We start from the raw sequence: 26,382 nt of genomic DNA on the forward strand, positions 1-26,382 counted from the left end.
TCCTTTCATTTTCCGCCGGGGGTTTATTTCTTCCCCCGGCTCGTCTATATTTTGTTCACTAGCATAAATATCGTTCGCGGAATTATCCGATGTTTAAGCGACTTTAATGGTGATAAAATCACCTTTTAGGGTAAATATTGCGTGGCATGGGCAGCGAGAAGGATAAGAGATGAAGATAAAACCTGACGATAATTGGCGTTGGTATTTTGACGCTGAACACGATCGGCTAATGCTGGATTTAGCTAATGGGATGATCTTTCGCTCGCGTTTCCCTGCCAAAATGTTAACCCCGGATGCCTTCGATGAATGCTCTTTCTGTGTCGATGACGCTGCACTTTATTTTAATTATGAAGAGCAGTGCAAACAGATAAAGCTTAGCCATGAGCAGCGTGCTGAACTGGTATTAAATGCCCTGGTGGCTTATCGCTTCCTGAAACCGCTGATGCCGAAGAGCTGGCATTTTTCTCAGCAGCATTATCCGTTGCAGCCGAAGAACGGCGAACTGGCGGCGGTAAAAGTGATGGAAAGCGGCATTGAAGCCCGCTTGCTAGTGGTGGAAGCCGGCGATAACGCCAGCCTGTGCCTGCTGGCTCAAAATCAGCTTTCACTGGCCGGCCGTACCATGGTGCTGGGCGATGCCATCAAAGTGATGCACGATCGCCTTAAACCTTGCGCGCAAGATGAAGCCTCAGCCCCGGCTTACGACAGGGCGATGTAAGGCAATTACGCCAGCGTCAGATCGCTTTTGGGAATACAGCTGCAGCAAAGAATGGTGCCATTGTTGGCCACCGCACTTTTCTTCAGCGGTGCCACTTCGCCATTGACCAAAGTAATACGACAGCTTCCGCAAATTCCCGCACGGCATGAATAAGGCACGCGAAGCCCTTGCTGTTCCAACTGCTCCAGTAATATCTGCTGATTGTTGCCGGTAAACACTGTTCCCGCGTAGTCAATAGTGACGCTCTGCGTACTGTCCTGTGGTGCCTGCACGCTTTCTACCACTTTACCTGCGCCATAAGGGCGTGGCGGCTTGGTGGATAACACTTCAACTGCATCGCCAACGCGGATAATGCCGGTGTTGCGCGCCACCATATTCTGGCCAAAATCGACATCGCCATTATCGGCGGTGCGGAATTTTTGCAAGGTACTCAGCGGTTCACCACTCGGATGTTTGCGTCCACGTTCAGTACTGACGGTGGTCAGCACGCAGCGGCTGCAAGGTTTCACCAGGTCAAACATCACGTCACCGACGCGGATCACCTGCCAGCCATCTTCTGCCCAGGCGCCAGCGCCGGTCACCACCAGATTCGGACGAAACTGTTCCAGCTTGATGCTGCCGGGGCAGCGCTGTTGCAGGTCGTTGAACGAGGCTTGGTTAATTAACAGGTAGGGATAACCGTCGGCGAAGGACAGCGGGATTTCCGGGTGTTTTTTAACGCGGCGGGTCAGCTCCGGGCCAAGCCAACGCAATTGCACTTCACGCTGGAAATAGCCACTCAGCCAGCTATTAATCGCCTGCGGTGCGATCAGGGCAGTGAAATGGTTGCCCCAGACTTCGGTCGGTTGCGCTTCGGCGGCGAAATCGCTAAAGCGGATAGCGGCACTTTCTCCGTCCGGTGCAGTCAGGAACAGGCCGTCTGCCAGCAGTGCCGGAGTGAATAACACCATCTGCGGATATTGCCGCGCAGTAATAAAGGTGCCATCCGGCTCGGTGATCATAAAAGTGCGATCGAAAGCCAGGCCACTACTGGAAACCTGGGCGTGAGAAAGCTGCAAACCCCGAAGCGATTTAACCGGATGAACGTAAAGTTTGGCTAGCGTAATCACCCTTGTCTCCGCGCGATTAGTAAATAGAAGGGAGCAACTTTATGACAAGCGGTCTGGATTAGCTATAATGCGCAACAATTTTCTTTTTGGTGATAAGTACGATATGAACTCTCTGTTTGCCAGCACGGCGCGTGGACTGGAAGAACTGTTAAAAAGCGAACTCGAAGCGCTGGGCGCTCACGCCTGTAAAGTGGTACAGGGTGGGGTACATTTTCAGGGTGACGATCGTCTTCTGTACCAAAGCTTGCTGTGGAGCCGTTTGGCCTCACGTATTTTGCTGCCGTTGAATGAATTCCGCGTACACAGCGATCTGGATTTGTACCTGGGCGTACAGGCGATCGACTGGACGAGCATTTTTGGTGTGGATAAAACTTTCGCCGTTCACTTCAGTGGCGTTAACGAAGAGATCCGCAACAGCCAATATGGCGCACTGAAGGTCAAAGACGCCATTGTCGACAGTTTTACCCGCAAAATTGAACAGCGCCCGACGGTGGCGAAGCAGCAGCCGGACATTCGCGTCAATGTGTTCCTGCAGCGCGATATGGCCAGCGTAGCGCTTGATTTGAGCGGTGAAGGCCTGCACCAGCGTGGCTATCGTGACCTGACCGGTCAGGCACCGCTGAAAGAAAGCCTGGCAGCGGCGATTGTGCAGCGTTCCGGCTGGCAGCCAGGCACGCCGATGTTGGATCCCATGTGTGGCTCGGGCACCTTGCTGATCGAGGCGGCGATGATTGCTTCCGATCGCGCACCTGGCCTGCATCGTCAACACTGGGGCTTTACCGCTTGGAATGGTCACAACGTCGATCTGTGGCGTGAAGTGATCACCGAAGCGCAGGTACGTGCTCGTCGTGGCCTGCAGGAAACCACCTCGCGTTTCTTCGGCTCTGATATCGATCGCCGGGTGATTGAAATGGCTCGTGGCAACGCCCGTCGTGCCGGTGTCGCCGAACTGATTACCTTTAACGTCAACGACGTAGCCAAACTGACCAACCCGCTGCCGGAAGGCCCTACGGGTACTGTGGTCTGCAACCCGCCGTACGGTGAACGTCTGGAAAGCGAACCGGCGTTGATTGCCTTGCATAATATGCTGGGTCGTATCATGAAAAGCGCTTTTGGTGGCTGGCAGTTGTCACTGTTCAGCGCCTCACCGGAGCTGTTGAGCTGTCTGCAACTGCGTGCCGAGCGTCAGTTCAAGGCCAAAAATGGTCCGTTGGACTGCGTGCAGAAAAATTACCAACTGGCAGAAAACCCATTGGGTGCCGGTGGCGTGCAGGTGGCGGAAGATTTTGCCAACCGTCTGCGCAAAAACCTGAAGAAGCTCGACAAGTGGGCCAAACAGCAGGGCATTGAGTGCTACCGTCTGTACGATGCCGACCTGCCGGAATACAACGTGGCGGTGGATCGCTACGGCAGCAAAGTCGTGGTGCAGGAATATGCACCGCCGAAAACCGTTGATGCGCAGAAGGCGCGTCAACGTCTGTTCGACGTGATCAACGCCACGCTGGCGGTGCTGGAATTGCCGTCCAACCAGTTGATCCTGAAAACCCGCGAGCGCCAGAAGGGCAAAAACCAGTACGAAAAGCTGGCGCAGAAAGGCGAATTCCTGCTGGTGGAAGAGTTTAACGCCAAGCTGTGGGTTAACCTGACCGACTATCTCGATACCGGTCTGTTCCTCGACCACCGTATTGCCCGCCGCATGCTGGGCGAGATGAGCAAAGGCAAAGACTTCCTCAACCTGTTTGCCTATACCGGTACCGCCAGCGTGCATGCCGGACTGGGTGGGGCGCGCAGCACCACTACCGTGGATATGTCGCGCACCTATCTGGAATGGGCAGAGAAAAACCTGCGGGTTAACGGCTTGACCGGCAAACAGCACAGATTGATCCATGCGGATTGTTTGTCATGGATGCAAAATGCCGACGAACAATTCGACGTGATCTTTATCGATCCGCCGACCTTCTCCAACTCCAAGCGAATGGAGAACACTTTTGACGTTCAGCGCGATCACCTGGCGCTGATGCAAGATTTGAAACGGTTGCTGCGTCGTAACGGGACCATCATGTTCTCGAACAACAAGCGCGGTTTCCAGATGGATATGGCCGGCCTGAGCGCATTGGGTCTGGAGGCGAAAGAAATTACCGCCCAGACGCAGTCGCAGGACTTTGCCCGTAACCGTCAAATTCATAACTGCTGGCTGCTTACCCATGCCGGCGAAGGAAAATAATTACTATGTCGTTAATTAGCATGTCCGGTGCCTGGCTGTCTTTCAGCGATGCCCCCCTTTTAGACAACACCGAAATTCATATTGAAGACAACGAACGCGTTTGTCTGGTTGGGCGCAATGGCGCCGGTAAATCCACGCTGTTGAAGATCCTCGGTAAAGAGATTCCGCTGGATGACGGCCGGGTTATTTACGAGCAGGATCTGATTGTGGCTCGTCTGCAACAGGATCCCCCACGCAATATCGGCGGTACGGTGTTTGATTTCGTGGCTGAAGGCGTCGCCGAGCAGGCGGAACACCTGAAAGCCTACCACGCGATTTCGCATCTGGTGGAAACCGATCCAAGCGAAAAAAATCTGACGCGCATGGCACAGATTATGGAGATCCTCGATCACCAGGGCCTGTGGCAGCTGGATAGCCGCATCAGCGAAGTGCTGTTGCAGTTGGGCCTGAATGGGGATGCGGAACTTTCCTCGCTCTCCGGCGGCTGGCTGCGTAAAGCGGCGCTGGGTCGTGCGTTGGTCAGCTCTCCGCGCGTACTGTTGCTCGATGAACCGACCAACCACCTGGATATTTCAACCATCGATTGGCTGGAAGGCTTCCTGAAAGAGTTCCAGGGCAGCATCGTGTTTATTTCCCACGACCGTTCATTTATCCGCAATATGGCGACGCGCATTGTCGATCTCGATCGCGGCAAGCTGGTGTCCTGGCCGGGTAATTATGATTTATACCTGCTGAGCAAAGAAGAAGCGCTGCGGGTGGAAGAGCTGCAAAACGCCGAATTCGACCGCAAGCTGGCGCAGGAGGAAGTGTGGATCCGTCAGGGTATCAAGGCGCGTCGTACCCGTAACGAAGGCCGCGTTCGTGCGCTGAAGGCATTGCGTAACGAGCGTTCCGAACGCCGTGAAGTGATGGGCACAGCTAAAATGCAGGTGGAAGAAGCGGTTCGCTCCGGCAAAATCGTGTTTGAGATGGAAGACGTTAACTATCAGGTTGGCGGCAAAGTGTTGGTCCGTAATTTCTCCGCCCAGGTACAGCGTGGCGACAAAATTGCGTTGGTCGGCCCGAACGGCTGCGGCAAAACTACGCTGCTGAAACTGATGCTCAGCCAGTTGAAAGCCGACAGTGGCCGCGTGCACTGCGGTACCAAGCTGGAAGTGGCCTACTTCGACCAGCACCGCGCGGATCTGGATCCGGAGCGCACTGTCATGGACAACCTGGCGGAAGGTAAACAGGAAGTGTTGGTCAATGGCCGTTCCCGTCACGTGTTGGGTTATCTGCAGGACTTCCTGTTCCACCCTAAACGGGCGATGACGCCGGTGAAAGCCTTGTCGGGCGGTGAGCGTAATCGTCTGTTGCTGGCCAAGCTGTTCCTGAAGCCTAGTAACTTATTGATCCTCGATGAACCTACCAACGACCTGGATGTTGAAACGCTGGAGTTGCTGGAAGAGCTGATCGACGGCTACCAGGGCACCGTGATGTTGGTAAGCCACGATCGTCAGTTTGTTGATAACTCTGTAACTGAGTGCTGGATCTTTGAAGGCAACGGTGAGATCAGCACCTTCGTCGGCGGTTATTACGACGCGCATCATCAACGCGCTACGGCAAAACCGATCCGCCAGGTCACGGCCGAGCAGAACAAGCCTTTGGCAGAAAAAAAGGCTGAACAGCCAAAGAAAACAGCGGTTAAACTGAGCTATAACCTGTTACGTGAGCTGGAGCAGTTGCCGCAACGCCTGGAACAGCTGGAGGCAGAAATTACGGCGCTGCAGGCGCAAATGAGCGATGCTGATTTCTTCACTCGTCCTCACAGCGAAACGCAACAGGTGCTGACGGCACTGGCCGCGGCCGAAGGGGCGCTGGAAGAGGCATTCGCCCGTTGGGAAGAATTGGAAGCGATGAAAAACGGCTAACCGTTGAGAATACCGCCCACGCGCTGCTGCGGGCGGTATTGCCGTACCGGTGAGCAACGTTATTAAGGAGGATTATGGTGTGTTCCCACGAGAATCACGAGCAGCACAGCCATGCAACGCACGCGAAACAGCAACAGGACAATCTGATGCTGTGCCCGCAGTGCGACATGCTGGTGGCGTTGCCGCCGCTGGCATATGGTTCGAAAGCGGTATGCCCGCGTTGTAAGACTACCCTCAGTTCCCGCTGGGAGGAACCGCGCAAGCGGCCAATCGGCTACGCCCTCAGCGCCTTGTTTATGCTGCTGCTGGCGAATATTTTCCCGTTTATCAATATGCGCGTTGCCGGCCTTGGTAACGAAATCAAACTGATCCAAATCCCGCAGGTGATGGTGGCTGAAGACTATGCCAGCATGGCCACGCTGTTTATGGTGTTTGTTCAACTGATCCCGGCCTTTTGCATGGTGGCGATCATTGTGCTGTGCGCCAAGGTGCCTATCCCCACCGGTTTGAAAGAGTGGATGGCCAAAATGCTGTTCCAGTTTAAAACCTGGTGCATGGTGGAGATTTTCCTGGCCGGGGTACTGGTCAGCTTCGTTAAGCTGATGGCTTATGGTGATATCGGCGTCGGTAGCAGCTTTGTGCCGTACTGCCTGTTTTGTCTGCTACAGGTGCGTGCTTTCCAGTGTGTCGATCGCCGTTGGCTGTGGAATGACATTGAACCCGCACCGCACCTTGATCGTCCGATGGAAGTCGGGCGTACCGGGCTGCGTCAGGGGCTGCGTTCCTGCCAGTGTTGCACGGCTATTCTACCGGCGGAACTGACCCAGTGTCCGCGCTGCCATTCCCGTGGTTATGTGCGCCGTCGGCACAGTCTGCAATGGACGTTGGCGCTGCTGCTTACCTCTATCTTGCTGTATATTCCGGCAAACCTGATGCCGATTATGGTTACCGAGGCACTGGGCAACAAGCTGACTTCTACTATCATGGCCGGGGTGATCCTGCTGTGGGGAGAAGGATCTTACCCGGTAGCGATGGTGATCTTCATCGCCAGTATCATGGTGCCTTCGCTAAAAATGTTGGCGATTGGCTGGCTGTGTTGGGACGCTAACGGTACCGGTAAGGCACGGGCCGACAGTGAGCGAATGCATCTGATTTATGAGGTGGTTGAATTCGTTGGCCGCTGGTCAATGATCGACGTGTTTGTGATTGCCGTGCTTTCGGCATTGGTACGGATGGGACAATTGATGAGCATTTATCCTGCTACTGGCGCACTGCTGTTCGCTCTGGTGGTGATTCTCACTATGTTTGCAGCTATGACCTTTGATCCCCGATTAACCTGGGATCGCGTGAACGAAACAATAAAAAAGGAGCCGCAAGGTGACGGAAAATAATCATAGCGTCGCGGACGTCGAGAAGATCAAGCGCTGGTCACCAGTGTGGATCATCCCGATTGTCACCGCACTGATCGGCGCCTGGATCCTGTTTTACCATTTCAGCCACCAGGGGCCGGTGGTCACATTGGTCACCACTACCGCAGAAGGGCTGGAGGCGGGTAAAACCAAAATCAAAAGCCGTAGCGTTGACGTTGGGGTGGTGGAAACGGTGACCCTGAGCGAAGACTTGAGCAAGGTGGTGGTCGAGGCGCGTCTGAACTCCGGCATGGAGAAGCTGTTGCGCCAGGATTCTGCCTTCTGGGTAGTGAAGCCGCAAATTGGTCGCGAGGGCGTTTCCGGTCTGGGGACGCTGCTTTCCGGCGCCTATATCGAACTGCAGCCGGGCACTAAAGGCAAGGCAGGCAAGGAGGACTACCAATTGCTGGATGCGCCGCCTCTGGCCTCTCCTGACGCTAAAGGGTTACGCATTGTTCTGGACAGCGAAAGATCCGGACAGTTGAACGCCGGCGATCCGGTGTTGTTCCGTGGTTATCGCGTTGGCTCGGTGGAAACCAGTTATTTTGATCCCAAGATGCGTGCCATGCGTTATCAATTATTTATCTCCGCACCTTACGATCAGTTGGTGACCAGTAACGTACGTTTCTGGAAAGACAGCGGTGTGGCGTTCGATATGTCGGCACAGGGAATGAGGGTGGAAATGGGCTCGTTGGCGACCTTGTTCAGCGGCGGCGTCAGCTTTGACGTACCGGACGGGTGGGACCGCGGTGAACTGGCGCAACCGAAAGCGGAGTACCACCTGTTCGACAACCAGCGCAGCATTCAGGATTCGCTGTATACCGTGCATAAAGACTACCTGCTGTTCTTCGCCGATTCGGTTCGCGGGCTGCAGCCTGGTGCGCCGGTGGAATTCCGTGGCATCCGTCTGGGTACCGTTGGCCAGGTGCCGTTCTACAAAAAAGGGATGATACAGCGTCTGGACAACGACTACCGGATCCCGGTGCTGATCCGCATCGAACCGGATCGCTTCCAGAAACAGTTGGGTGGCAACTTCGACTTTGAGAGTCATTTGAAAGACGCAGAGTCGCGCGGCATGCGTGCCTCTTTGAAATCCGCTAACCTGCTAACAGGTTCGCTGTATATCGATCTGGATTTCTATCCGCAAGAGAAACCTTATAAAGGGCCACGTGAGCTGTTTGGTTATCGACTGATGCCAACCACCAGCGGTGGCCTGGCACAGATCCAGCAGAAATTGATGCAGACGCTGGATAAAATCAACTCGATGCCGCTGAATCCGATGATCAATGAAGCGACCAAAACGTTGGCTGAAAGTCAGAAAACCATGCAGACGACGCAGAAAACCATGCAGTCGCTGAATGATATTATCGCCAGCAGAGAGATGAAGGCACTGCCACAGGATATGCAGAAAACCTTGCAGGAACTGAACCGCAGCATGAAAGGGTTCCAGCCAGGCTCTCCGGCCTACAACAAGATGGTCGGCGATATGCAACGTCTTGATCAGGTGCTGCGTGAACTGCAGCCGGTGCTGCGCACCCTGAACGAAAAGAGCAACGCGCTGGTATTTGAAGCCGCGGGCAGTAACGATCCTCAGCCGAAGAAGGCCAATAAATGATGAAATGGATCCCGGTAGCCCTGGCGCTGTTACTCAGCGCCTGTAGCAGTACACCACAGAAGACCTACTATCAATTGCCGGCGTTGGGCTCGCCGGCACAGGTCAGCGGTAGCACGACGTCGCGCCAGCTTTGGCTGGAGCATGTTAGCGTGGCGGATTACCTGGCACAGAGCGGTGTGGTTTACCAGACCAATGACGTGCAGTATGTGATTGCCCAGAATAACCTGTGGGCCAGCCCGCTGGATCAACAGTTGCAGCAGACGCTGGTCACTAACCTGAGCAGCGCGCTGCCGGGTTGGGTGGTGTCCTCGCAGCCGATGAGCAGCGATCAGGATGTGCTCAACGTCACCATCAGTGGTTTCCACGGCCGCTTTGACGGCAAGGCGATCATTCGTGGCGAGTGGGTGCTGAACCATCAGGGCAATCTGACTAAACGTCCATTCAGCCTAGAGCTTAAACAGGGTGAAGACGGCTATGATGCGTTGGTGCGGACATTGGCACAGGGCTGGCAACAAGAAGCTCAGGATATTGCCACGCAAGCTGGTCGTTTTTAGAAATAATTTGTACTAAATCGGTCTAACCCCTTTCGGCGAGAAATATTGGGTTTTCTCGTCGCAAGGGGTTTTTATTTTATTTCAATAAGTTAGCTTCCTTCCTATCTATCAGTCAGTTAGCAAATTCTGCGTGCGTAGCTCACAAATATGACATTGGCGTGAATTTTGCGCATTGATTTTCGCTCCATTTAGCGCTATTGCTTAAACGTGGCTGCACAAAAAGCAGCCATTGTTTTCTTTCCACCAGACCAAAAAAGTGAGGGAAACGAGGCATGAAGAGACAGAAACGCGATCGTCTGGAAAGGGCGCATTCGAAAGGTTATCAGGCAGGTATTTTAGGACATCCGAAAGATCTTTGTCCTTATAAAACGACTGTGGACAGCCGGTCTCAATGGCTGGGAGGTTGGCGAGAAGCCATGGAAGACAGGGCTGTGACCGCTTAAGCGGCTCCCTGTCAAATAAAAGGAACAACCTCCGCCCAGCGCGGAGGTTTTTGTTTCAGGCAATATTACCCTTGCCAGCGTTTCAGCAAAATGCTCGCATTCACACCACCAAAACCAAAGCCGTTTGACAGTGCATAGTTTATGGCCATGGGCTGCGCTTTGTTCGCAACCAGGTGCAGCCCCTCGGCCGCCGGATCCGGACTTTCCAAATTCAGCGTGGCCGGTGCAATCTGATCGCGCAGCGCCAGTGCAGTAAAGATGGTTTCCAGCCCGCCAGCGGCACCGAGCAGATGACCGGTTGCTGATTTGGTTGAGGTGACCGCTACGCTGCCCTGAGTACCGAACAGATGTTTAATGGCGTTAATCTCGCCCAAATCACCCACTGGGGTGGATGTCGCATGTGCGTTCAGATGTTGAACCTGCTCTGGTGTTACGCCAGCCTGTTTGAGGGCAATTTTCATGGCACGGTAGGCACCGTCACCATCCTCGGCGCCAGAGGTCATATGGTAGGCATCTGCACTGGTGCCGTAACCGACAATTTCAGCTAACGGCGTTGCCCCACGGGCCAGCGCATGCTCCAGTGTCTCAATCACCAGCATGCCGGCACCTTCACCCATAACAAAACCGTTGCGTGCGCTGTCAAAAGGGCGTGAAGCGGTGACTGCAGCTTCCGCAGGCGTTGTGGACATGGCACGCGCCGCCGCAAAGCCACCCAAGCTAACAGTGTCGATAGCCGCTTCCGTACCGCCACACAGCGCGATATCCGCTTCATCGTTGCGAATCATGCGCACAGCATCGCCAATGGCTTGTACCCCTGCGGCACAGGCCGTCACGGGGGCGCCAATAGGGCCCTTGAACTGATGTTTAATCGATACATGGCCGGCGGCCAGATTAACCAGGAACGAAGGGATGGTGAAAGGCGACAGGCGTTTGGCACCACGGCTGTCGGTGGTGCGTACCGCATGGGCAATGGCTGGGAAGCCACCAATGCCGGAAGCGATCACTGTTGCCGTACGTTCCTGTTTGTCTTCAGTATCAGCTACCCAACCTGCCTGGCGGATAGCCTCATCGGCTGCTGCCATGGCGAGCAGGATAAAGCGGTCCATTTTCTTCTGGTCTTTTGGCGCAACCGAAAGGTCGGGATCGAAGCCCGCTTCGGGGTCCTGTTCCAAAGTGGGCACCTGACCGCCGATTTTCACCTGCAGGTCGGCGATGATCTCTTCTGGCAGCGGGCGAATGCCGGACTGGCCGTTCAGCAGACGCTGCCAGATAGCCTCTACGCCGCATCCCAGTGGCGAAACGGCGCCCATGCCGGTAATGACTATACGACGAGTGTTCATAGTGACTCCTTGGATGATTCAGGGGGGAATGCAGAAAGGTTCTGCAGCATCAGGGCCGCGCGCTGGCGCATGCCTTCGGTCGCTGCCGGCCCTGGCGCTAAAGTAATGTTATGCAGCGCAATCGGCTGCTGAGTACTGCTGTCTATCAGTTGCACGCGTATGGGTTGCCCGGTACGACGATCGACCAGTTCAGCACTGATACCGTCATCGGCCAGGTGGGTATTCCCCCAGTGAAACAGGGCTGCAAGCACTGGGAAAAAATCTTTGCCGCGCTCAGTGAGCAAGTACTGGTAGCGTATCGGTCGTGTTTGGTAGCGTTGTTTATACAGTATGCCGCTTTCCACCAGATACTTCAGGCGACGGGTCAATATGGTGGGTGAAAGCCCAAGGCTCTGTTGGAACTCATCAAATCGGGACAAACCGTGAAACGCATCGCGAAGTATCAGAATGCTCCACCATTCCCCGACGCGGTCCAGTGAGCGAGCTACCGGGCATGGCATGTTATCAAAACGAGTTTTTTGCATGGCATACCTCCTTGTTACTACAATTATTGTAGTTACTATTTAGTCGCTATGGATACAACGATTAAAAGATAACTAAGGGAAATAAACGGCGACCGAGAAGGCCGCCGTGATTGCGGTTAGAACGCCGCAGTGTCCTTGAACAGGCCCACTTTCAGATCGCTGGCGGTGTAAATGACCTGACCGTCGACCAGGACTTCACCATCGGCCACACCCATAATCAGTTTACGGATGATCACACGCTTGAAGTTAATGCGATAGGTGACTTTCTTTGCGGTTGGCAGAACCTGGCCGGTGAATTTAACTTCACCCACGCCCAGCGCACGACCTTTACCTTCGCCGCCCAGCCAGCCGAGGTAGAAACCGACCAACTGCCACATGGCATCCAGACCCAGGCAGCCTGGCATTACCGGATCGCCGATAAAGTGGCAACCAAAGAACCATAGGTCCGGATTAATATCCAGTTCCGCTTCCACATAACCCTTGTTGTAGGTACCACCGTCTTCGGTCATTTTGACCACGCGGTCCATCATCAACATGTTACCTGCCGGCAACGGCGGGCCACCAGCGCCAAACAGTTCGCCACGGCCGGATGCTTCGAGGTCTTCTTTCGTATAGGAGTCGCGTTTTTCTACCATGTTCTCAGTAAACCTTATTTTATTGAAGGGCGCAGATTAGCTTACACGTGTACGCTGAACAAGTCCGATCAGCCGTGGTTGAACCAGTTGAGCCAACGAAGTGGCCATGGCCAGCGCCGGCGTTCCTGCGGATTCACCTGTGCTATCCGTTCCTGAATGGCCGCCAACAAGTTCGGTTGCTGTTCATCAGAGTAGGGGTAACCAGTGAGTAATGGCAAGGCTTCCGCAGCGCTATTGACGGCCCACAGATGGAACTGCCCCTCACGGACTGCATCGACCACGTCCTGATGCAGACACAGATGGCGCACATTGGTGGCGGGCAGGATAATACCCTGTTTGCCAGTCAAACCACGACGTTGGCAAACTTCAAAAAAGCCTTCGATTTTTTCGTTGACGCCGCCAATCGGCTGTACATTACCGAATTGGTCGACAGAACCGGTTACTGCAATCTGCTGGGTAATTGGCTGTAACGACAGTGCGCTGATAAGCGCGCACAGCTCAGCCAATGAGGCGCTGTCCCCGTCCACTTCACCATAAGATTGTTCAAACACAATCGAAGCAGAGAAGGGCAGCGGTTGGTCCAGCTCCAGTTCGGAAATCAGGAACGCCTGCATAATCATCATGCCTTTGGCATGCAGATTACCACCAAGCTCGGCCTTGCGCTCAACGTCGGTGAACTCACCATCGCCAAGATGCACGACACAGCTGATACGGGAGGGTTCACCAAAGCTGCGCGGATGGCCAGGGTATTCCAGCACCGACAAACCGTTGATCTGACCGACGACTTCGCCTTCGGTTTCAATCAGGATTTGGCCCAGCTCAATTTCATCCTGCATCCGTTCGGCAAGGTAGCTTTCACGCCACTCGCGCGCATTCAGCGCGGCTTCAAACGCTTTGGCATTGATGCTTTCTTCTTCGACATACAGCGCGGCTTCGGAAAGTTGCTGGCCGAGCCACAGCGGGGACAGTGGCAGGTTGCCTTGATCACCACTGTGACGTACTGCCTGTATCATCAGCGGGTACCAGGCATCGGCTGCCAACGGCGGCAGTTGCTGCTCTTCGATGAGGCTATTGACGTAGCCACACCATTGCACCATGTCATCGACTTCGGTGAGTTGCAGATCTTCCTCGTATTCTCCGTAGACTGACTGCTCACTCAGCTCCGGTTCAATATCATGGAAATCGGCAAGGCCGTGACGATCGCCTACCACAATCAACCGCAATTCCAGCGGCATGGCAGGAATGGTAATTGGCAATGGGCGTGTTTCATCCGGGGAAACCCAGTGGAACTGACGTTGGGTGATCATCTGCTTCAAACGCAGCCACAGCAGCGGCTGAGCCAGCAGAGAACGCGCAGACAGGATAAGTACACCACCGTTGGCCTGATGCACCAGGCCGGGCTGCAGGTTGATTTCACCATTGTGGATCCGAACGCAGCCAAACAGCTGTTCAGGTTCAACCCACTCTTGATACACGCAGGAACCACCGGCGGCAAAGGGTTCATCACCCTGGCTGGCGGGTTCTACGCTGACCTTGCTGCCCTGGATCACATAGTGACTGCCCTTGAACGCGGTGTTCTGCGGCTGCAGTTGTTCAACTGCTTGGGCGATCAGCGCCAGATACTCACGCGTTTCTTGCGCTTTCAACAACATGAAACGCGGTGGTGACTGTGGATGGCAAAACAGCGTCAGTGCGTTTTCCAGCCGAGGCTGAATAGAGGCAAAGGACACGGGGGCCAACTGCGCGGCGGTATCAAATATCGCTTGATAAGGCGTAACGTCCGGCAACAGTGATTGCCATTCAAGTCGGTTATTGGTCAAAGTGTTAGATGCAATCGTCAAAAAGGGAAAGGGCGATTATACAAGAATAACGGCAGCTTGATAGATGCAGAGTTACAGTTGATGTCAGGGAGTTTGACATCGCGCGATGACTGTGCAAAAAACAGTCTAAAACGAGGTGTAATTGCCGGGGAAATTCGGCGTAAAGCTGTTATGCTTAATAAAGTTACGCGGTCACTGAAGAGCTCACGATGAAATATCAGCAACTGGAAAATCTGGAGAGCGGTTGGAAATGGAAGTACCTGGTGAAAAAGCACCGGGAAGGGGAAGCTATTACCCGCCACATTGAAAACAGCGCTGCTCAGGAAGCCATTGACGAGCTGCTGAAGCTGGAAAATGAGCCGGTAAAAGTGCTGACGTGGATTAGCCACCATATGAATCCGGAACTGGATAACCGGATGAAGCAAACTATCCGCGCACGCCGTAAACGTCATTTTAACGCAGAACACCAACATACGCGTAAAAAATCTATCGATCTGGAGTTTCTGGTTTGGCAGCGTTTGGCCGCGCTTGCCCGTCGCCGTGGGGTGACTCTGTCAGAAACAGTGGTGCAGTTAATCGAAGATGCGGAACGTAAAGAGAAGTATGCCAGCCAGATGTCATCATTGAAGCAGGATTTAAAAGCTATTCTCGGTAAAGATAAAGAGTAAACCCACTAGCCAGCCAGCTCCTATCACGGAAGGGGTTCCTGGTTGCCAATACCACTGTAATTTAGCCGAAAAAAAACCCCGCATTGCGGGGTTTTTTACTAAGAGTGGTAGCTTAGCCTTGTGGCTGAGTTACAACGTCTTTGATACCTTTAACTTCGATCTCTACGCGACGATCTGGTGCCAGGCAAGCGATCTGTGCTTTGGTAGCACGACCAGCTTTGTAGCCACAGGTGTTGCCAGTGACGGCATCAGCTTCGCCCATACCACGTGCAGAGATTTTGTCTGAAGGAATACCTTTAGATACCAGGTAATCAACAACGCTTTGAGCGCGTTTTTCAGACAGTTTCTGGTTGTACTGGTCAGAACCAACGGCGTCGGTGTAACCCAGAACTACAACAGAACCATCTTTAGGATCCATGGAGCTCAGCTGAGTGTACAGCTGATCCAGAGCCTGTTGGCCTTCAGTTTTCAGGGTAGATTTGTTGAAGTTGAACAGCACGTCAGACTTCAGAGTGAAACGCTTGGTTTCAACAACTGGAGCCGGAGCTGGTGCTGGAGCAACTGGAGCAACAACATCATCCTGACCGAAACGGTAAGAAACACCCAGGCTCAGCATGGTGTTGTCTGGACGAGCGCCGACAGTACCTGCATCACCGATGTTGCTAACGAATTGGTAGTCCAGGCGGGTAGCCCAGTTTTTGGTCAGTGCGTATTCAACACCAACTGCTGCCAAAGGAGAAACGCCGGTGTCGTGGTCGCTCAGACGAGTGCCATTACCGTAGTTAGCTTTGGAATCTGCACGCCATACCATACCACCCAGACGAGTGTAGATGTCCAGATCGTCTATGATTGGGTAGCTCAGTTTAGCGGCCAGTTGAACGCCCTGCGCTTTGAAAGCACCGTTGTTCACGCTGCCTTTGTAAGGCATACGGCCAAGCCAGTCATAGCCCAGCTCGAAGCCCAGGTATTGGTTCGCCTGGTAACCCAGGAACGCGCCAGCACCCAGTTGATCTTTATGGGTCGGACCATTGCCGATACCATTCTGGTAACCGTTGCCGTAGAAACCAGTGTCATGGTACTGGGACCAGCCCAGTTTAGCACCGGTGTACCAGGTATTATCTTTTGGGGCGGCTTGCGCTACTGTTGCGAAACCTGCCAGTGCCACTGCTAATGCGATAGCTGTCTTTTTCATTTTGCGCCTCGTTATCATCCAAATAGGCAATGAGCTTTAAAGCTGTTTTAAGCCCTTGGTTAAATTCCTTCGCCAAGGTTTGAGCCCTCGTTTGTTACTCTGCCAGTTTATCTGGCGTTATAGAGCAACCTTGGCGATGTAAAGTCTACAACGTGGCGCGAAAGTTACAAGTGTGATGTGATAAAGCTCTAAAAAAAAACGCAGAAATATACATATTTACTAACATTAACCGGCAAAAAAAACGAGCATTTTAACCTTGGTTTTGGGGCGCGGAACCGCAGCCACACTCGCTTTGTCCCTGATCCCATAAAGGTTCCCTTACCTAGAGAAGAAAATGATGGGAAAAATCCTAAATTTACTTAATGATACAAAGAAGAGTGAATTTTTAGGGTGGAACAGTGTCCGTGAATCGGGTTTATGTCACGTTGAGGACGCATAATGAACCCATAAGCGTTACCTAATTCTGCCGCACGCCTTAATTTTAGACGATCTTCTTCTGTAAGATCGGGCAGCCATCCAAGTACTACACTATAGTTACCCGTCAGCAGCGCTTTTTCCATCGCTTCAACCGTGTCCAGCGGGTTAATTTGGCTCAGCTGTATCACTTTTCCAACCGGCAAGCCGGACTGTTGTAGCCATAACTTACTCAGTTTTTGCTGTGGCGTCAGCCATAACAACCAACGTGACTGCATTCCCAGTTGTTGCAGCAGAGGTAGCAACAATTGCGCTACTGCGGGCTGATGCTCGTTGTAAACAAGTTCACTGATAAGGCCATTCGCTTTGCCGGCATCGGTGCTCTGTGCAGCATTATTCAGCGCAAAAGAGGTGTGGCTGAAATGGGGTTTGTAGAGTGATTGAGTACGCATAAAGTATCCCGCCCGTAGTGTCACTGTATGTTTATACAGTACATCCAGTTGTGTTTAAGATCAACTCAAATATTCGTAGTACATCGCATAATTGCGATCATTTTTCATACACTGGACGTTTGTGATTGGCATGACTGCAGATAGTGCGTATTTTTCTAATTACTTGTTCACGTTACTTTTATTTCATTGGTGTGGGGAATGATAGAACACTAATCTACACAAGGAGAAGGCTATGAAAGGGACATCAAGTGGAAGGATCATGCAGGCCAAAGCGTATTTTTACGCATTAGGCGGCATTACTACACGCTCGCAATTTGGCGGTTATGGGCTGCTGGCTGATGGCGTCATGTTCGCTGTGATTGCCGAAGGGGAGCTATATCTTCGTGCGACGGATAGCCTGGAGCCAGCTTTTCGCTCTCGCGGCATGGTCAATATGGTGTACTCCAAGCGAGGGGTACCTATTACCATGCGTTATTACTGGGTCGATGAAACGCTGTGGCGCGACAGGAGGGAGCTTGTGGAGTTAGCCTGGCAGGCTATTCGTGAAGCGCGACGAGAACTTAAGGTTAAAACGGATAATCAGGGGCGGCTGAAAACCTTACCCAACATCGACATCAATATGGAACGGTTACTTTGGCGTGCAGGCATTCGTAATGTTTATGATTTGCGCCTGAATGGTGCCAAACACAGCTATCTTCGTCTTTTGCAGCAGAAGCGCAATTTAGGATTGCGGGTACTGCTTTCTCTGGGCGGGGCCATTGCCGGTTATCATCATGAGGCTCTACCTTCGGAAATACGCAGTGAGCTGACGCATTGGTTTGAACGTACTATGTCATTGCTTAGTCACGGACATAATCCGGGAGTCCGGGGCCTGATAAAAGGCCCCGGGTGATCAAGCCAATTTGCTGATTTGGGTATTAAGCAGGGTAAGTTCCGGCAGCAGCTCAATGACCAGTCCAATTTGCTGCAACACCAACTGATCTTTGCTTTCCGGTTCCGGCGCAGCGTGCACAATACGTTCAGCCAGGCTTTCCAATGCCTGAGTGATGCGCCGGTCGTCCAGTTCTTCCTGATGCAGGGCTCCATCAACATAACAAACCGCATCATTTAACAGCGCCAGCGTAGCAGGGTTGTTCAGACGCTCACGGTGTGCACCCAACGCAGAGATATAACTCAACAAGGTGTGGTTTAAACACAACAGGCGGAAGGCGGCTTCCTGAACCCCTTTATCCGCTTTTGGATCGGCAGACATATTTGATATCACCGAAGCCAGCTCTGCATCACTGTTGTGTGCATCCCGGCGAGCGATACGATAGGGAAGGCCGTTGTCTTTACCCTGATGATATTGCACCAGAATGGCATCCAGATAACGGCAGTTGGCGTCCAGCGTTTTAGTGACGACTGCCGATAATTGGCGAAACTTCCAGTCTGGCCAGATAAAACTGACTGCCGCCCAGGCGATGGCGCATCCCAGAATCGTGTCATAAACCCGAGGTGCGGCCACCTCAAAACCTTCACCCAGCAAGTTAAAGCACAGCAATACCAGCAGGGTAATAAACATTGTGGCATGGGCGTATTGCACGGTCCGAAAAGCGAAGAACAGAACGCCGCTGATGACGATCAGCACCATCTGGCCTTCCAGCGAGGGTACAAAATAGAGGATTGGCAGGCCGATAAGAATACCGGCCAGCGTGCCGATAATTCTAAGCGCCAGCCTGCGACGCGTGGCGTTGTAATTGGGTTGGCAGACAAACAGGCTGGTTAACAGGATCCAATAACCGTGCTGCATGCCGGTAAACTGAATAAAGGCGTAGCCCACGCACAGTACCACTGACATGCGGATAGCATGACGGAACAAGGCAGACTGAGGTGTTAGATGGCGGCTGATACGCAAGCGAATATCGCTCCAGCCAGTGAGCCGGTCATCCGACAGACTATTCTCTTCCGCCAGGCCACTGGCCAGTGCCTGCTCGGACTCAATATTTGCAAGTTGGGCGTCAATCGCGCGCAAATTTTTCAACAGGTGCGATAGTGCTTTGGTCAGCTCACTGTTTTCCGGGGTGATGGCAATGCGAGTCAGTGCTTCTTCAATACGGCCAAAGGCCGGTTCGAAACGAAGGTTGTGCTGATACTTTTGCCGCAGCAAAATCGACTGTGCCAACTGTTGGCAGGCGCGAGCCTGCATGCTGAGCAAGCGCTGGAAACGAAACAGAATATCACTGTGACGAAACTGTCGACTCAGCGCCTGATATTGAACGTGGGAGGAACTTGCGCGCTCATGGATATCCTGTGCAACGAAATAATAATGCAGCGTGCGGCGAGTTCCGCGTTGACCCCGATCGCCTTTTAGCCGCGTCAGCAATGAAACTTTGGTCTGGTTAAGAATGGTCACCAGGGCGCTGTTGGCCATGGCAACGTCCATCCACGGCAGGTCTGCATCATGCTCGACGTCCGGGTCAAACAGGTTGGCCTTGGCATCCAGATAACTTGCCAATTGGTTGTAACAACGCGCCAGATTTTCCTGCAGAGGTCGGATAGGAAAGATCAGGTGACCAATCAGCGTCAGCAGGTTGTACCACAGGGCGCCAATGATCAGCAGCGTCGGCTGTTGATACCAGGCGTCATACATTGAGGTGCCGAGCATGGTATAGACCGCGATCAGCAAGGCACCAAAAGCAATGGTGGCGTAACGTTGCCCCAGGGCACCCAGCAAAATAAAACCGCAGGTAGAGGCAGTGAGGCCAAGAGCGAACAGCCACGGATAAGGAAACAGCAGCTCAATGGAGGCGGAAGCGACAAAAAAACACACCAGTGTGATCAACAGATTGTGTAGTCTGCCAGCCAAGCGATCGTCCAGATCGGTCAACGCCGCTGCCACCACCCCCAGAGTCAGGGGAATGGTGAGCTTGGGAATGGCTAACCACCAGGGTACGGCGGCCGCACCAGCCAGTGCAATGAAGATGCGCAGATCATAAAGCAGATTACTGTTGTAGGCATAACGGCGTATTGCTGGTGCAAAAGAGAGCACGAAAAACTCCTCAGGCGGAGAAAAAATTAACGCTGCTGATACTGACGTCGGGCATTTTCAGTTCTGGCCTGTTGCGCCATTTCAACGGATACCACTCGTCGCCCGACCGGCCACAGGGCAATGGCGGCGATTTTGAAATTGGCTATACCCACCGGGATGCCAATAATCGTTACACACTGCACAATCCCGGCGGCAATATGCGACAGGCACAGCCACCAGCCGAACAGGATCAGCCAGATAATGTTCAGCAGTGAACCACTGGCGGAAAGCAGTACATTGCTTTTTTCCGGGTACAATTCATTAACGTGAATGGCTTCGTTACCGAATGGCAGTAACGACAGCTTGGTGATTTCCCAGCAGGAGCGGGTTAGGGGGAGTGTGATGATCAGCACCACGCTAAACACTGTTGCGACCAGCCAGCCAAGGGTGGTGAAAAAGCCGCCTAACACAAAATTAAGAATATTCAGTACAGTACGCATAGTCGTCATTCTGCTCTAATGATGGCCAAACCGCGATGCGGTGCGTTTGCTATCAAAACGCAAAATCTATTCTACCCTTTTTTTAGCGCTAGAGTGCCACTGCTTATCGCAGGTAAACTGGCAGATATCCGTTATTTAATCTCAACATAGTCATGGCGCGACGATATGGAACTTAAAGCGACATCGCTGGGGAAACACCTGGCTCAACACCCTTATAACCGTGTGCGGTTGCTGCACGCCGGTGTCGAGGTGAGCGGTGAGAAGCATGAATATCTTATTCCTTTCAATCAGTTGATTCATGTTCGGTGTAAGCGGGGCATCGTCTGGGGCGAACTGGAGTTTGAGCTGCCGGAGGAGAAAGTGGTGCGCCTGCATGGTACCGAATGGCAGGAAACTCAGCGCTTCTATCACTATCTCCAGCTGGCCTGGCAGCAGTGGAGCTTGGAGATGAGTGAAGTCAGCGCCGGCGTGTTGCAGCAACAGGTTGAACATATCCAGCGTATTGAACAGCAGGATAAGTGGCTTAAAAAATCCGAGCTGGGCAAGCTGCAGCAACAAATTCGTGAGTCTTTCGGTGCCTTGCCCATGCCGGTGGCGCGGCTGGAGCAATTTGACAATTGTCGGGATGATTATCTGCTTTGTCAGCAATGGCTGCTGCATGGGTTGCACAGTGTCGGGCAGCGTAATCAGCAGTGGACCGAACGTATGCTGGAGAGTTACCACGACTTCTTCCAGAATATCGAAACCTCCCCCCTGAACGACTCGCAAAGCCGCGCAGTAGTTAATGGCGAAGATTCAGTGTTAGTCCTGGCCGGGGCCGGCAGTGGGAAAACCTCGGTGCTGGTGGCGCGAGCCGGTTGGCTGCTGCGTCGCCAGGAGGCTGAACCGGGGCAAATACTGTTGCTGGCGTTTGGCCGTCAGGCGGCGGAAGAGATGAACGAGCGCATTCAGGAGCGTCTGGGCAGCGTGGCGATTCAGGCCAAAACCTTCCACGCATTGGCGCTGCAGATTATCCAGCAGGGCAACCGCAAGGTGCCGGCGATCAGTAAACTGGAAACCGACAGCAAGGCTCGAAGAGCTTTGTTGATAACCCATTGGCAGCAGCAGTGCGCAGAGAAAAAAGCACAGGCCAAAGGGTGGCGTCAATGGTTGCTTGAAGAGCTGGAATGGGAAGTGCCGGAAGGTGATTTTTGGCAGGATAAACGCCTGGCAGAACGGCTGGCGGGCCGACTGGAACGTTGGCTGGGGTTGATGCGGATGCACGGCGGTAGTCAGGCGGAAATGATCGAACAGGCAGATGAAGAGGTCCGTGACCTGTTTTCAAAACGTATCCGGCTGATGGCACCGTTGCTCAAAGCCTGGAAAGGCGCACTGAAAGAGGAAGGCGCGGTAGACTTCTCCGGCCTGATCCATCAGGCGGTCAATATTCTGGAGAAAGGGCGTTTTGTCAGCCCATGGAAACATATCCTGGTCGATGAGTTTCAGGATATCTCACCGCAACGGGCACAGCTGCTGGCGGCGCTACGTAAACAAAACAAACAGACTTGCCTGTTTGCCGTGGGTGATGACTGGCAGGCCATTTATCGTTTCAGCGGTGCTGAACTGACGCTGACCACAGCATTTGCCGAGAACTTTGGCGAAGGGGCACAATGTGCGCTCGATACCACTTACCGTTTCAATGAGCGCATTGGTGAGGTGGCAAACCGCTTTGTACAGCAGAACCCACACCAGTTGAAAAAACCGTTGAACAGCCTGAGTAAAGGCAACAAGAAATCGGTAGTCCTGCTAGCGCATGAACAGCTCGAATATTTGTTGGATAAGCTGAGTGGCTATGCTAAGCCCGAAGAGCGGATTCTGGTGTTGGCACGGTACCATCATCTGAAGCCGCAGGTGTTGTCAAAAGCGGCAACCCGCTGGCCTAAGTTGACCATTGAGTTTATGACCATTCACGCCAGCAAGGGGCAGCAGGCTGAGTACGTGATTATCGCTGGTTTGCACCAGGGTAATGACGGTTTTCCTGCAGTTGCGCGTGAATCGATATTAGAAGACGTTCTGTTGCCGCAGCCGGAAGACTTCCCGGATGCCGAGGAGCGGCGGCTGCTGTATGTGGCGCTAACTCGCGCCAAGCATCAGGTGTGGTTATTGCAGGATCGCGAGCGCCCGTCGGTGTTCGTTGAACAACTGCAGGCTCTTGGCGTACCGTCGCAGAAGAAACCCTAAACCCAATGCCTGGCGAAAACCATGCCGTGCTGGTTACTTCAGACGATCCTGCAAGTAGCGCTGGTAGTCAGGGATGGTGATTTCCACTTCGCTTTTGAACAATGGGGAGTCAATCAGGAAGTCTGCGGTGGAGCGGTTGGTGGCGACGGGGATATTCCATACGGTCGCCAGGCGCAGCAGGGCTTTCACATCCGGATCGTGGGGCACCGCGTTCAATGGATCCCAGAAGAAGATCAACATATCGATTTTGCCTTCGGCGATCAGCGCGCCCACCTGCTGGTCGCCCCCCATCGGCCCGCTCAACATGCTATTTACCGGAATACCGCTGGCTTGCTGGATCAGGTTGCCTGTGGTTCCGGTGGCGTAAAGTTGGTGTTGTTCCAGCACGGACTTATTGTCTTCAACCCATGCCAACAGGGCTTGTTTACGGTGATCGTGCGCCACCAGTGCAATGTGTTTGCGCGCGGCGATAGTGCGGGTAGTAAATTCCATCTGGATTTCCTTCGCTAATCGGGTGATGTGCGACAGATTACTGAAACTGTTTTTCACTGCCTAGCGTTTACACCTGAAAATGCGAAGAAAGCGCGCCTTTAAAAAAGGCGTCATCAATCTTGCTTAGCGCATTGGCTGTTTATTTACCCAATGAAGAAAACGTTTCTGCGTTTCTTTGTCTGCCTGTTGGAACCAGTATTGCAGCATTTGCTCGGAAACGTTTTCACCTTTCAGTGTCTCTGTGGGCGAGTTTAACGCTGCACTTGCCAGCGGTGAACCGGGTGCGGTGGCGCGAACATGGGTGAACGCCGGTACGGAAGCCGGATGTTTCTGACTGTTGTAATCTGCCATCAGCTTTTCCAGGTCGATGTTAAGCGTGATGTCGTCGGGGCGTAATACGTCGTGTTTCATTGCCAATGCATTGCCGTTTTTATCAATTACCTGGTAATTGAACGTTTTATCAAATCGCTGACCATCCCGGACATTTTCAATGCGCGGCAGCTCAATGGCGACGGAGCTGACATTTTGCGTATTGAAGGTGGCGATCAGCGGAGGTGAAGTATAGACAGTTTGTTGGTTTGGCCCTGAGCGTACAGACTTGGCCACTTTAAACAGTAATTGATGTTGTCCGCCATCCAGCTCGAGGCTGTCAGCGCCTTTTAACAACGAACCTGTCATTTTCTTGCCATCGACCACCAGCAGGCCGATGTCAGGAGAGAGTTTCAGGGTCGTAGCCACGGCAGGCATGCTGATACCGATGCTGAGCAGCGCCGCAACCATCAGACCAAATTTCATTGTTATCTCCATATAAGCGCATCGCTATTAGTGTTGAACACGCCATAGATTGTGTCAAAGTTTTTCAGCATTGCGCTTTTAGTTACAAGTGTACATATTTATATTTATTTTGACACTATTTAGCCTGCAGAGGCTGACAGTGACAGCATCAGACCGCAAAAGTTGCTGGGAGTTTCAGTAACTCAGGGTTGAGCCGATTTTAGGTCAGTGGGTTACACTCGAAACAGGGAAATCCCTCGTCGATAATTGGGAGCGGAAAATGCAAGACAACGATATTGCCAGCCTGCTGCAGCAGGTGAAAACCATTGCGCTGGTGGGTGCCAGTGATAATCCGGCGCGGCCGAGTTTTGGCGTTATGGCCTATCTGCTTGCTCAGGGGTATCAGGTTACGCCGGTCAGTCCAAAACTGGCGGGGCAAACCTTGCTGGGCCAGCAGGCCTATGCCACGTTGAAGGGTATCCCGCACCCGGTGGACATGGTTGACGTGTTCCGTAATTCAGAGGCAGCATATGCGGTAGCGCAAGAGGCCATTGCTATTGGTGCCAAAGTACTGTGGCTGCAAATCGGCGTCATTAATGAACAGGCCGCGGCATTGGCAAACGAGGCGGGGCTGAAGGTGGTGATGGATCGCTGCCCTAAAATCGAAATTCCGCGTTTGGGGCTGGAGCGTTGAAAAAGAGAAGGCCTGGCATTGTGCCAGGCCTTCGTCGTTTGTTTCTCAGGCCTGACGCATCAGTTGCGCAGGCGTGGAGCCTGTAGCTGGTGGCGGATAGACTCCGCCAACTCGTCCAGCGAAGGTTGTTCAGGATGAGCTTCCTGGGCTTCTCCATCTAACTGCGCTTCCGCCAGATAGGTATGCACAGGTTGGCCTTCTTCGTCTTCCATCACCACGTGGTACCAAGGGGCGAAACGTAGATCGGTATTCGCTGCTATTTCATCAGCTTTAGGCTGTTCCATAGAGTATTCAGGGTCGATATCAATCACCACCCCCAAGTACCCCAGCAGCTTATGCCGAACCTGTTGTCCGATACCGAATTTGCTGGCAATCATGATGACCTCCTGAGAAACAGTGCCTTGCTCTCTATATGAGGGCAAAACAGCGTATTTCAAGTTACATCACCCGACACGCAAACCCTTTCAAATACAGCCCTTCAGGATAAGTCGCGATAACCGGGTGATCGGCAGCCTGACGATACTGCTCTATAAATTGTACATCACGCCCGGCATCTACAGCGGCATCGGCCAAAATTTTCTGGAATAAATCGGTTGGCATCAGACCGGAACAAGAGAAACTGAGCAAAATGCCGCCTGGGTTCAGCAGCTGCAGCGCCAACATGTTGATATCTTTGTAACCGCGGCAAGCGCCGGCCAGCTGGTTCTTGTTTTCGACGAACTTCGGCGGATCCATAATAATCAGGTCGAATTTTTCCCCCTGGGTGCGATAAGCGCGTAGCAGTTGGAACACGTCATCACGGACAAATTCGGCTTTGCTCAGGTCTAACTGGTTCAGTTCGACGTTCTGTTTGGCGATATCCAATGCAGCTTGCGACGTATCAACGCTGATCACCTGAGTACAGCCACCCATCAGAGCTGATACGGCGAAGGCACCGGTATAGGAAAAGCAGTTAAGTACGCGGCGGCCGGCGGAATAGTTACGTGCGGCCAGACGGCTGTCGCGTTGGTCGAGGTAAAAACCCGTCTTATGGCCTTGCTGAATATCCACTAGCAGCTTCATGCCATGTTCGGTGATAGGCAGCAGAGCAGGGGGCAGATCGCCCACGACTTGGCCCTGAGCCAAGGGTAAACCTTCTTTTTTACGTACCGCGACGTCTGAACGATCGTAGATGGCACATTCCGGGTAACAATGCTGCAAAGCGGTAATCAACGCGGCACGCTGATATTCAGCGCCAGCGGACAGCAACTGCAACACCAGGAAGTTCTGGAAGCGATCGATAGTAATGCCCGGCATACCGTCGGATTCGCCGGCGATCAGGCGGTAGCCGTCCAGCCCATCACGTTTGGCAATCCAATCACGCCAGCTTTGCGCCTGTTGTAAACGGCGGATGAAGAATTCGATGTTAATCTCTTCGTCCGGTAAAAAGGTCCAGACGCGGGCGCGGATTTGCGACTCTGGAGAGTAGGCTCCGCGAGCCAGCCATTTGCCGTGGGCGTCGTGAATATCGATGGTTTCGCCAGAAAGGGCTTTACCTTCGACACGTTGAACAGCGCCGGAAAACACCCACGGGTGGCGACGGAGTAAGGACTTTTCACGTCCTTTGGCGAGAAACAGGCGTACGGTCATAATTAAGAATGCTGCCAGCTAGATAAAATGAGTGGCATC

Annotated in this window: 24 protein-coding genes; 11 read left to right on the forward strand and 13 right to left on the reverse strand. The window is 53.2% G+C overall.

The annotated features are described in order from the left end of the window. The first annotated feature begins 169 nt into the window (after window positions 1-169). Entirely contained in the window at window positions 170-718 is a 549-nt protein-coding gene (locus ACUTQ5_RS04195; RefSeq protein WP_012006168.1) for a cell division protein ZapC, read from the forward strand. Between the two features lie 5 nt (window positions 719-723). On the opposite strand, the gene ACUTQ5_RS04200 is transcribed toward ACUTQ5_RS04195, so the two are convergent. Continuing rightward, window positions 724-1,827, reverse strand: coding sequence for a YcbX family protein (locus tag ACUTQ5_RS04200; protein ID WP_445650204.1), 1,104 nt, complete (start codon window positions 1,825-1,827; stop codon window positions 724-726). 103 nt (window positions 1,828-1,930) lie between these two features. Here ACUTQ5_RS04200 and rlmKL point away from each other — a divergent pair, with 103 nt between their 5' ends. From rlmKL to rmf, 6 genes are all read left to right on the forward strand, one after another. After that, complete coding sequence (gene rlmKL / locus ACUTQ5_RS04205; RefSeq protein WP_445650249.1) at window positions 1,931-4,051, forward strand: bifunctional 23S rRNA (guanine(2069)-N(7))-methyltransferase RlmK/23S rRNA (guanine(2445)-N(2))-methyltransferase RlmL; 2,121 nt, start codon at window positions 1,931-1,933, stop codon at window positions 4,049-4,051. A 5-nt stretch (window positions 4,052-4,056) separates the two neighbouring features. Next, window positions 4,057-5,961: an ABC transporter ATP-binding protein gene (locus ACUTQ5_RS04210; RefSeq protein ID WP_445650205.1), complete on the forward strand. Its 1,905-nt coding sequence runs from the start codon at window positions 4,057-4,059 to the stop codon at window positions 5,959-5,961. 77 nt (window positions 5,962-6,038) lie between these two features. Beyond that, window positions 6,039-7,352 carry a membrane integrity-associated transporter subunit PqiA gene (pqiA, locus tag ACUTQ5_RS04215; protein ID WP_445650250.1) on the forward strand — a complete coding sequence of 438 codons (1,314 nt, stop codon included), beginning with the start codon at window positions 6,039-6,041 and terminating at the stop codon, window positions 7,350-7,352. After that, window positions 7,339-8,985: an intermembrane transport protein PqiB gene (gene pqiB / locus ACUTQ5_RS04220; protein WP_445650206.1), complete on the forward strand. Its 1,647-nt coding sequence runs from the start codon at window positions 7,339-7,341 to the stop codon at window positions 8,983-8,985. The genes pqiA and pqiB overlap by 14 nt, the downstream gene beginning before the upstream one ends. Continuing rightward, on the forward strand, window positions 8,982-9,539 hold the full coding sequence (gene pqiC / locus ACUTQ5_RS04225; protein ID WP_153857289.1) for a membrane integrity-associated transporter subunit PqiC: 558 nt from the start codon (window positions 8,982-8,984) through the stop codon (window positions 9,537-9,539). The genes pqiB and pqiC overlap by 4 nt, the downstream gene beginning before the upstream one ends. A 272-nt stretch (window positions 9,540-9,811) precedes the next feature. After that, complete coding sequence (gene rmf, locus ACUTQ5_RS04230; protein WP_013812328.1) at window positions 9,812-9,982, forward strand: ribosome modulation factor; 171 nt, start codon at window positions 9,812-9,814, stop codon at window positions 9,980-9,982. A 65-nt stretch (window positions 9,983-10,047) separates the two neighbouring features. On the opposite strand, the gene fabF is transcribed toward rmf, so the two are convergent. From fabF to ACUTQ5_RS04250, 4 genes are all read right to left on the reverse strand, one after another. After that, window positions 10,048-11,322: a beta-ketoacyl-ACP synthase II gene (fabF, locus tag ACUTQ5_RS04235; RefSeq protein WP_445650207.1), complete on the reverse strand. Its 1,275-nt coding sequence runs from the start codon at window positions 11,320-11,322 to the stop codon at window positions 10,048-10,050. Further along, window positions 11,319-11,846 (reverse strand): winged helix-turn-helix transcriptional regulator, encoded by a 528-nt coding sequence (locus ACUTQ5_RS04240; protein WP_445650208.1) that lies wholly within the window; start codon window positions 11,844-11,846, stop codon window positions 11,319-11,321. Before ACUTQ5_RS04240 ends, fabF begins: the two co-directional genes overlap by 4 nt. 116 nt (window positions 11,847-11,962) lie before the next feature. After that, window positions 11,963-12,481 carry a bifunctional 3-hydroxydecanoyl-ACP dehydratase/trans-2-decenoyl-ACP isomerase gene (fabA, locus tag ACUTQ5_RS04245; RefSeq protein ID WP_037419266.1) on the reverse strand — a complete coding sequence of 173 codons (519 nt, stop codon included), beginning with the start codon at window positions 12,479-12,481 and terminating at the stop codon, window positions 11,963-11,965. A 68-nt stretch (window positions 12,482-12,549) separates the two neighbouring features. Next, window positions 12,550-14,301, reverse strand: a complete 1,752-nt coding sequence (locus ACUTQ5_RS04250; RefSeq protein WP_445650209.1) for an AAA family ATPase — start codon at window positions 14,299-14,301, stop codon at window positions 12,550-12,552. A gap of 209 nt (window positions 14,302-14,510) precedes the next feature. Here ACUTQ5_RS04250 and matP point away from each other — a divergent pair, with 209 nt between their 5' ends. Continuing rightward, the gene (gene matP, locus ACUTQ5_RS04255) at window positions 14,511-14,969 is read left to right on the forward strand and encodes a macrodomain Ter protein MatP (RefSeq protein WP_445650210.1); all 459 of its coding nucleotides are present in this window, start codon (window positions 14,511-14,513) and stop codon (window positions 14,967-14,969) included. Between the two features lie 112 nt (window positions 14,970-15,081). Here matP and ompA read toward each other — a convergent pair whose 3' ends face one another. Then, entirely contained in the window at window positions 15,082-16,161 is a 1,080-nt protein-coding gene (gene ompA, locus ACUTQ5_RS04260; protein WP_445650211.1) for a porin OmpA, read from the reverse strand. Between the two features lie 359 nt (window positions 16,162-16,520). Further along, a complete protein-coding gene (gene sulA / locus ACUTQ5_RS04265) occupies window positions 16,521-17,027 on the reverse strand; it encodes an SOS-induced cell division inhibitor SulA (protein WP_445650212.1) in 507 nt (168 codons plus the stop codon). A 232-nt stretch (window positions 17,028-17,259) separates the two neighbouring features. On the opposite strand from sulA, the gene ACUTQ5_RS04270 reads away from it, so the two are divergent. Then, window positions 17,260-17,919 carry a TfoX/Sxy family DNA transformation protein gene (locus ACUTQ5_RS04270; protein ID WP_445650213.1) on the forward strand — a complete coding sequence of 220 codons (660 nt, stop codon included), beginning with the start codon at window positions 17,260-17,262 and terminating at the stop codon, window positions 17,917-17,919. Here the strand turns inward: ACUTQ5_RS04270 and yccS are convergent, their stop codons facing one another. Together yccS and ACUTQ5_RS04280 are read right to left on the reverse strand one after the other, a co-directional pair. Then, window positions 17,920-20,055 (reverse strand): YccS family putative transporter, encoded by a 2,136-nt coding sequence (gene yccS, locus ACUTQ5_RS04275; protein WP_445650214.1) that lies wholly within the window; start codon window positions 20,053-20,055, stop codon window positions 17,920-17,922. A 26-nt stretch (window positions 20,056-20,081) separates the two neighbouring features. Next, the gene (locus ACUTQ5_RS04280) at window positions 20,082-20,534 is read right to left on the reverse strand and encodes a YccF domain-containing protein (RefSeq protein WP_445650215.1); all 453 of its coding nucleotides are present in this window, start codon (window positions 20,532-20,534) and stop codon (window positions 20,082-20,084) included. Between the two features lie 165 nt (window positions 20,535-20,699). Between ACUTQ5_RS04280 and helD the strand changes: the two genes are divergently transcribed. Beyond that, the gene (gene helD, locus ACUTQ5_RS04285; RefSeq protein WP_445650216.1) at window positions 20,700-22,754 is read left to right on the forward strand and encodes a DNA helicase IV; all 2,055 of its coding nucleotides are present in this window, start codon (window positions 20,700-20,702) and stop codon (window positions 22,752-22,754) included. A 33-nt stretch (window positions 22,755-22,787) separates the two neighbouring features. On the opposite strand, the gene ACUTQ5_RS04290 is transcribed toward helD, so the two are convergent. Next, window positions 22,788-23,246: a methylglyoxal synthase gene (locus ACUTQ5_RS04290; RefSeq protein ID WP_261088943.1), complete on the reverse strand. Its 459-nt coding sequence runs from the start codon at window positions 23,244-23,246 to the stop codon at window positions 22,788-22,790. Between the two features lie 123 nt (window positions 23,247-23,369). Further along, a complete protein-coding gene (locus ACUTQ5_RS04295) occupies window positions 23,370-24,041 on the reverse strand; it encodes a DUF2057 family protein (protein WP_445650217.1) in 672 nt (223 codons plus the stop codon). Between the two features lie 259 nt (window positions 24,042-24,300). Between ACUTQ5_RS04295 and ACUTQ5_RS04300 the strand changes: the two genes are divergently transcribed. Continuing rightward, window positions 24,301-24,714, forward strand: a complete 414-nt coding sequence (locus ACUTQ5_RS04300) for a CoA-binding protein (protein WP_445650218.1) — start codon at window positions 24,301-24,303, stop codon at window positions 24,712-24,714. Between the two features lie 59 nt (window positions 24,715-24,773). Here the strand turns inward: ACUTQ5_RS04300 and hspQ are convergent, their stop codons facing one another. Both hspQ and rlmI read right to left on the reverse strand, forming a co-directional pair. After that, window positions 24,774-25,091, reverse strand: a complete 318-nt coding sequence (gene hspQ / locus ACUTQ5_RS04305; RefSeq protein WP_012006190.1) for a heat shock protein HspQ — start codon at window positions 25,089-25,091, stop codon at window positions 24,774-24,776. Window positions 25,092-25,152: 61 nt separating this feature from the next. Then, complete coding sequence (rlmI, locus tag ACUTQ5_RS04310) at window positions 25,153-26,343, reverse strand: 23S rRNA (cytosine(1962)-C(5))-methyltransferase RlmI (protein WP_445650219.1); 1,191 nt, start codon at window positions 26,341-26,343, stop codon at window positions 25,153-25,155. Between the last annotated feature and the right edge of the window lie 39 nt (window positions 26,344-26,382).

Source organism: Serratia sp. NA_112.1, from assembly GCF_052691715.1.

Excerpts from the sequence above, each read along its gene's own strand:
- ACUTQ5_RS04195 (WP_012006168.1), top strand. The coding sequence starts at position 170 with ATGAAGATAAAACCTGACGATAATTGGCGTTGGTATTTTGACGCTGAA.
- rlmKL (WP_445650249.1), top strand. The coding sequence starts at position 1,931 with ATGAACTCTCTGTTTGCCAGCACGGCGCGTGGACTGGAAGAACTGTTA.
- ACUTQ5_RS04210 (WP_445650205.1), top strand. The coding sequence starts at position 4,057 with ATGTCGTTAATTAGCATGTCCGGTGCCTGGCTGTCTTTCAGCGATGCC.
- pqiC (WP_153857289.1), top strand. The coding sequence starts at position 8,982 with ATGATGAAATGGATCCCGGTAGCCCTGGCGCTGTTACTCAGCGCCTGT.
- rmf (WP_013812328.1), top strand. The coding sequence starts at position 9,812 with ATGAAGAGACAGAAACGCGATCGTCTGGAAAGGGCGCATTCGAAAGGT.
- fabF (WP_445650207.1), bottom strand. The coding sequence starts at position 11,322 with ATGAACACTCGTCGTATAGTCATTACCGGCATGGGCGCCGTTTCGCCA.
- ACUTQ5_RS04240 (WP_445650208.1), bottom strand. The coding sequence starts at position 11,846 with ATGCAAAAAACTCGTTTTGATAACATGCCATGCCCGGTAGCTCGCTCA.
- fabA (WP_037419266.1), bottom strand. The coding sequence starts at position 12,481 with ATGGTAGAAAAACGCGACTCCTATACGAAAGAAGACCTCGAAGCATCC.
- matP (WP_445650210.1), top strand. The coding sequence starts at position 14,511 with ATGAAATATCAGCAACTGGAAAATCTGGAGAGCGGTTGGAAATGGAAG.
- ompA (WP_445650211.1), bottom strand. The coding sequence starts at position 16,161 with ATGAAAAAGACAGCTATCGCATTAGCAGTGGCACTGGCAGGTTTCGCA.
- sulA (WP_445650212.1), bottom strand. The coding sequence starts at position 17,027 with ATGCGTACTCAATCACTCTACAAACCCCATTTCAGCCACACCTCTTTT.
- ACUTQ5_RS04270 (WP_445650213.1), top strand. The coding sequence starts at position 17,260 with ATGAAAGGGACATCAAGTGGAAGGATCATGCAGGCCAAAGCGTATTTT.
- ACUTQ5_RS04280 (WP_445650215.1), bottom strand. The coding sequence starts at position 20,534 with ATGCGTACTGTACTGAATATTCTTAATTTTGTGTTAGGCGGCTTTTTC.
- helD (WP_445650216.1), top strand. The coding sequence starts at position 20,700 with ATGGAACTTAAAGCGACATCGCTGGGGAAACACCTGGCTCAACACCCT.
- ACUTQ5_RS04290 (WP_261088943.1), bottom strand. The coding sequence starts at position 23,246 with ATGGAATTTACTACCCGCACTATCGCCGCGCGCAAACACATTGCACTG.
- ACUTQ5_RS04295 (WP_445650217.1), bottom strand. The coding sequence starts at position 24,041 with ATGAAATTTGGTCTGATGGTTGCGGCGCTGCTCAGCATCGGTATCAGC.
- ACUTQ5_RS04300 (WP_445650218.1), top strand. The coding sequence starts at position 24,301 with ATGCAAGACAACGATATTGCCAGCCTGCTGCAGCAGGTGAAAACCATT.
- hspQ (WP_012006190.1), bottom strand. The coding sequence starts at position 25,091 with ATGATTGCCAGCAAATTCGGTATCGGACAACAGGTTCGGCATAAGCTG.
- rlmI (WP_445650219.1), bottom strand. The coding sequence starts at position 26,343 with ATGACCGTACGCCTGTTTCTCGCCAAAGGACGTGAAAAGTCCTTACTC.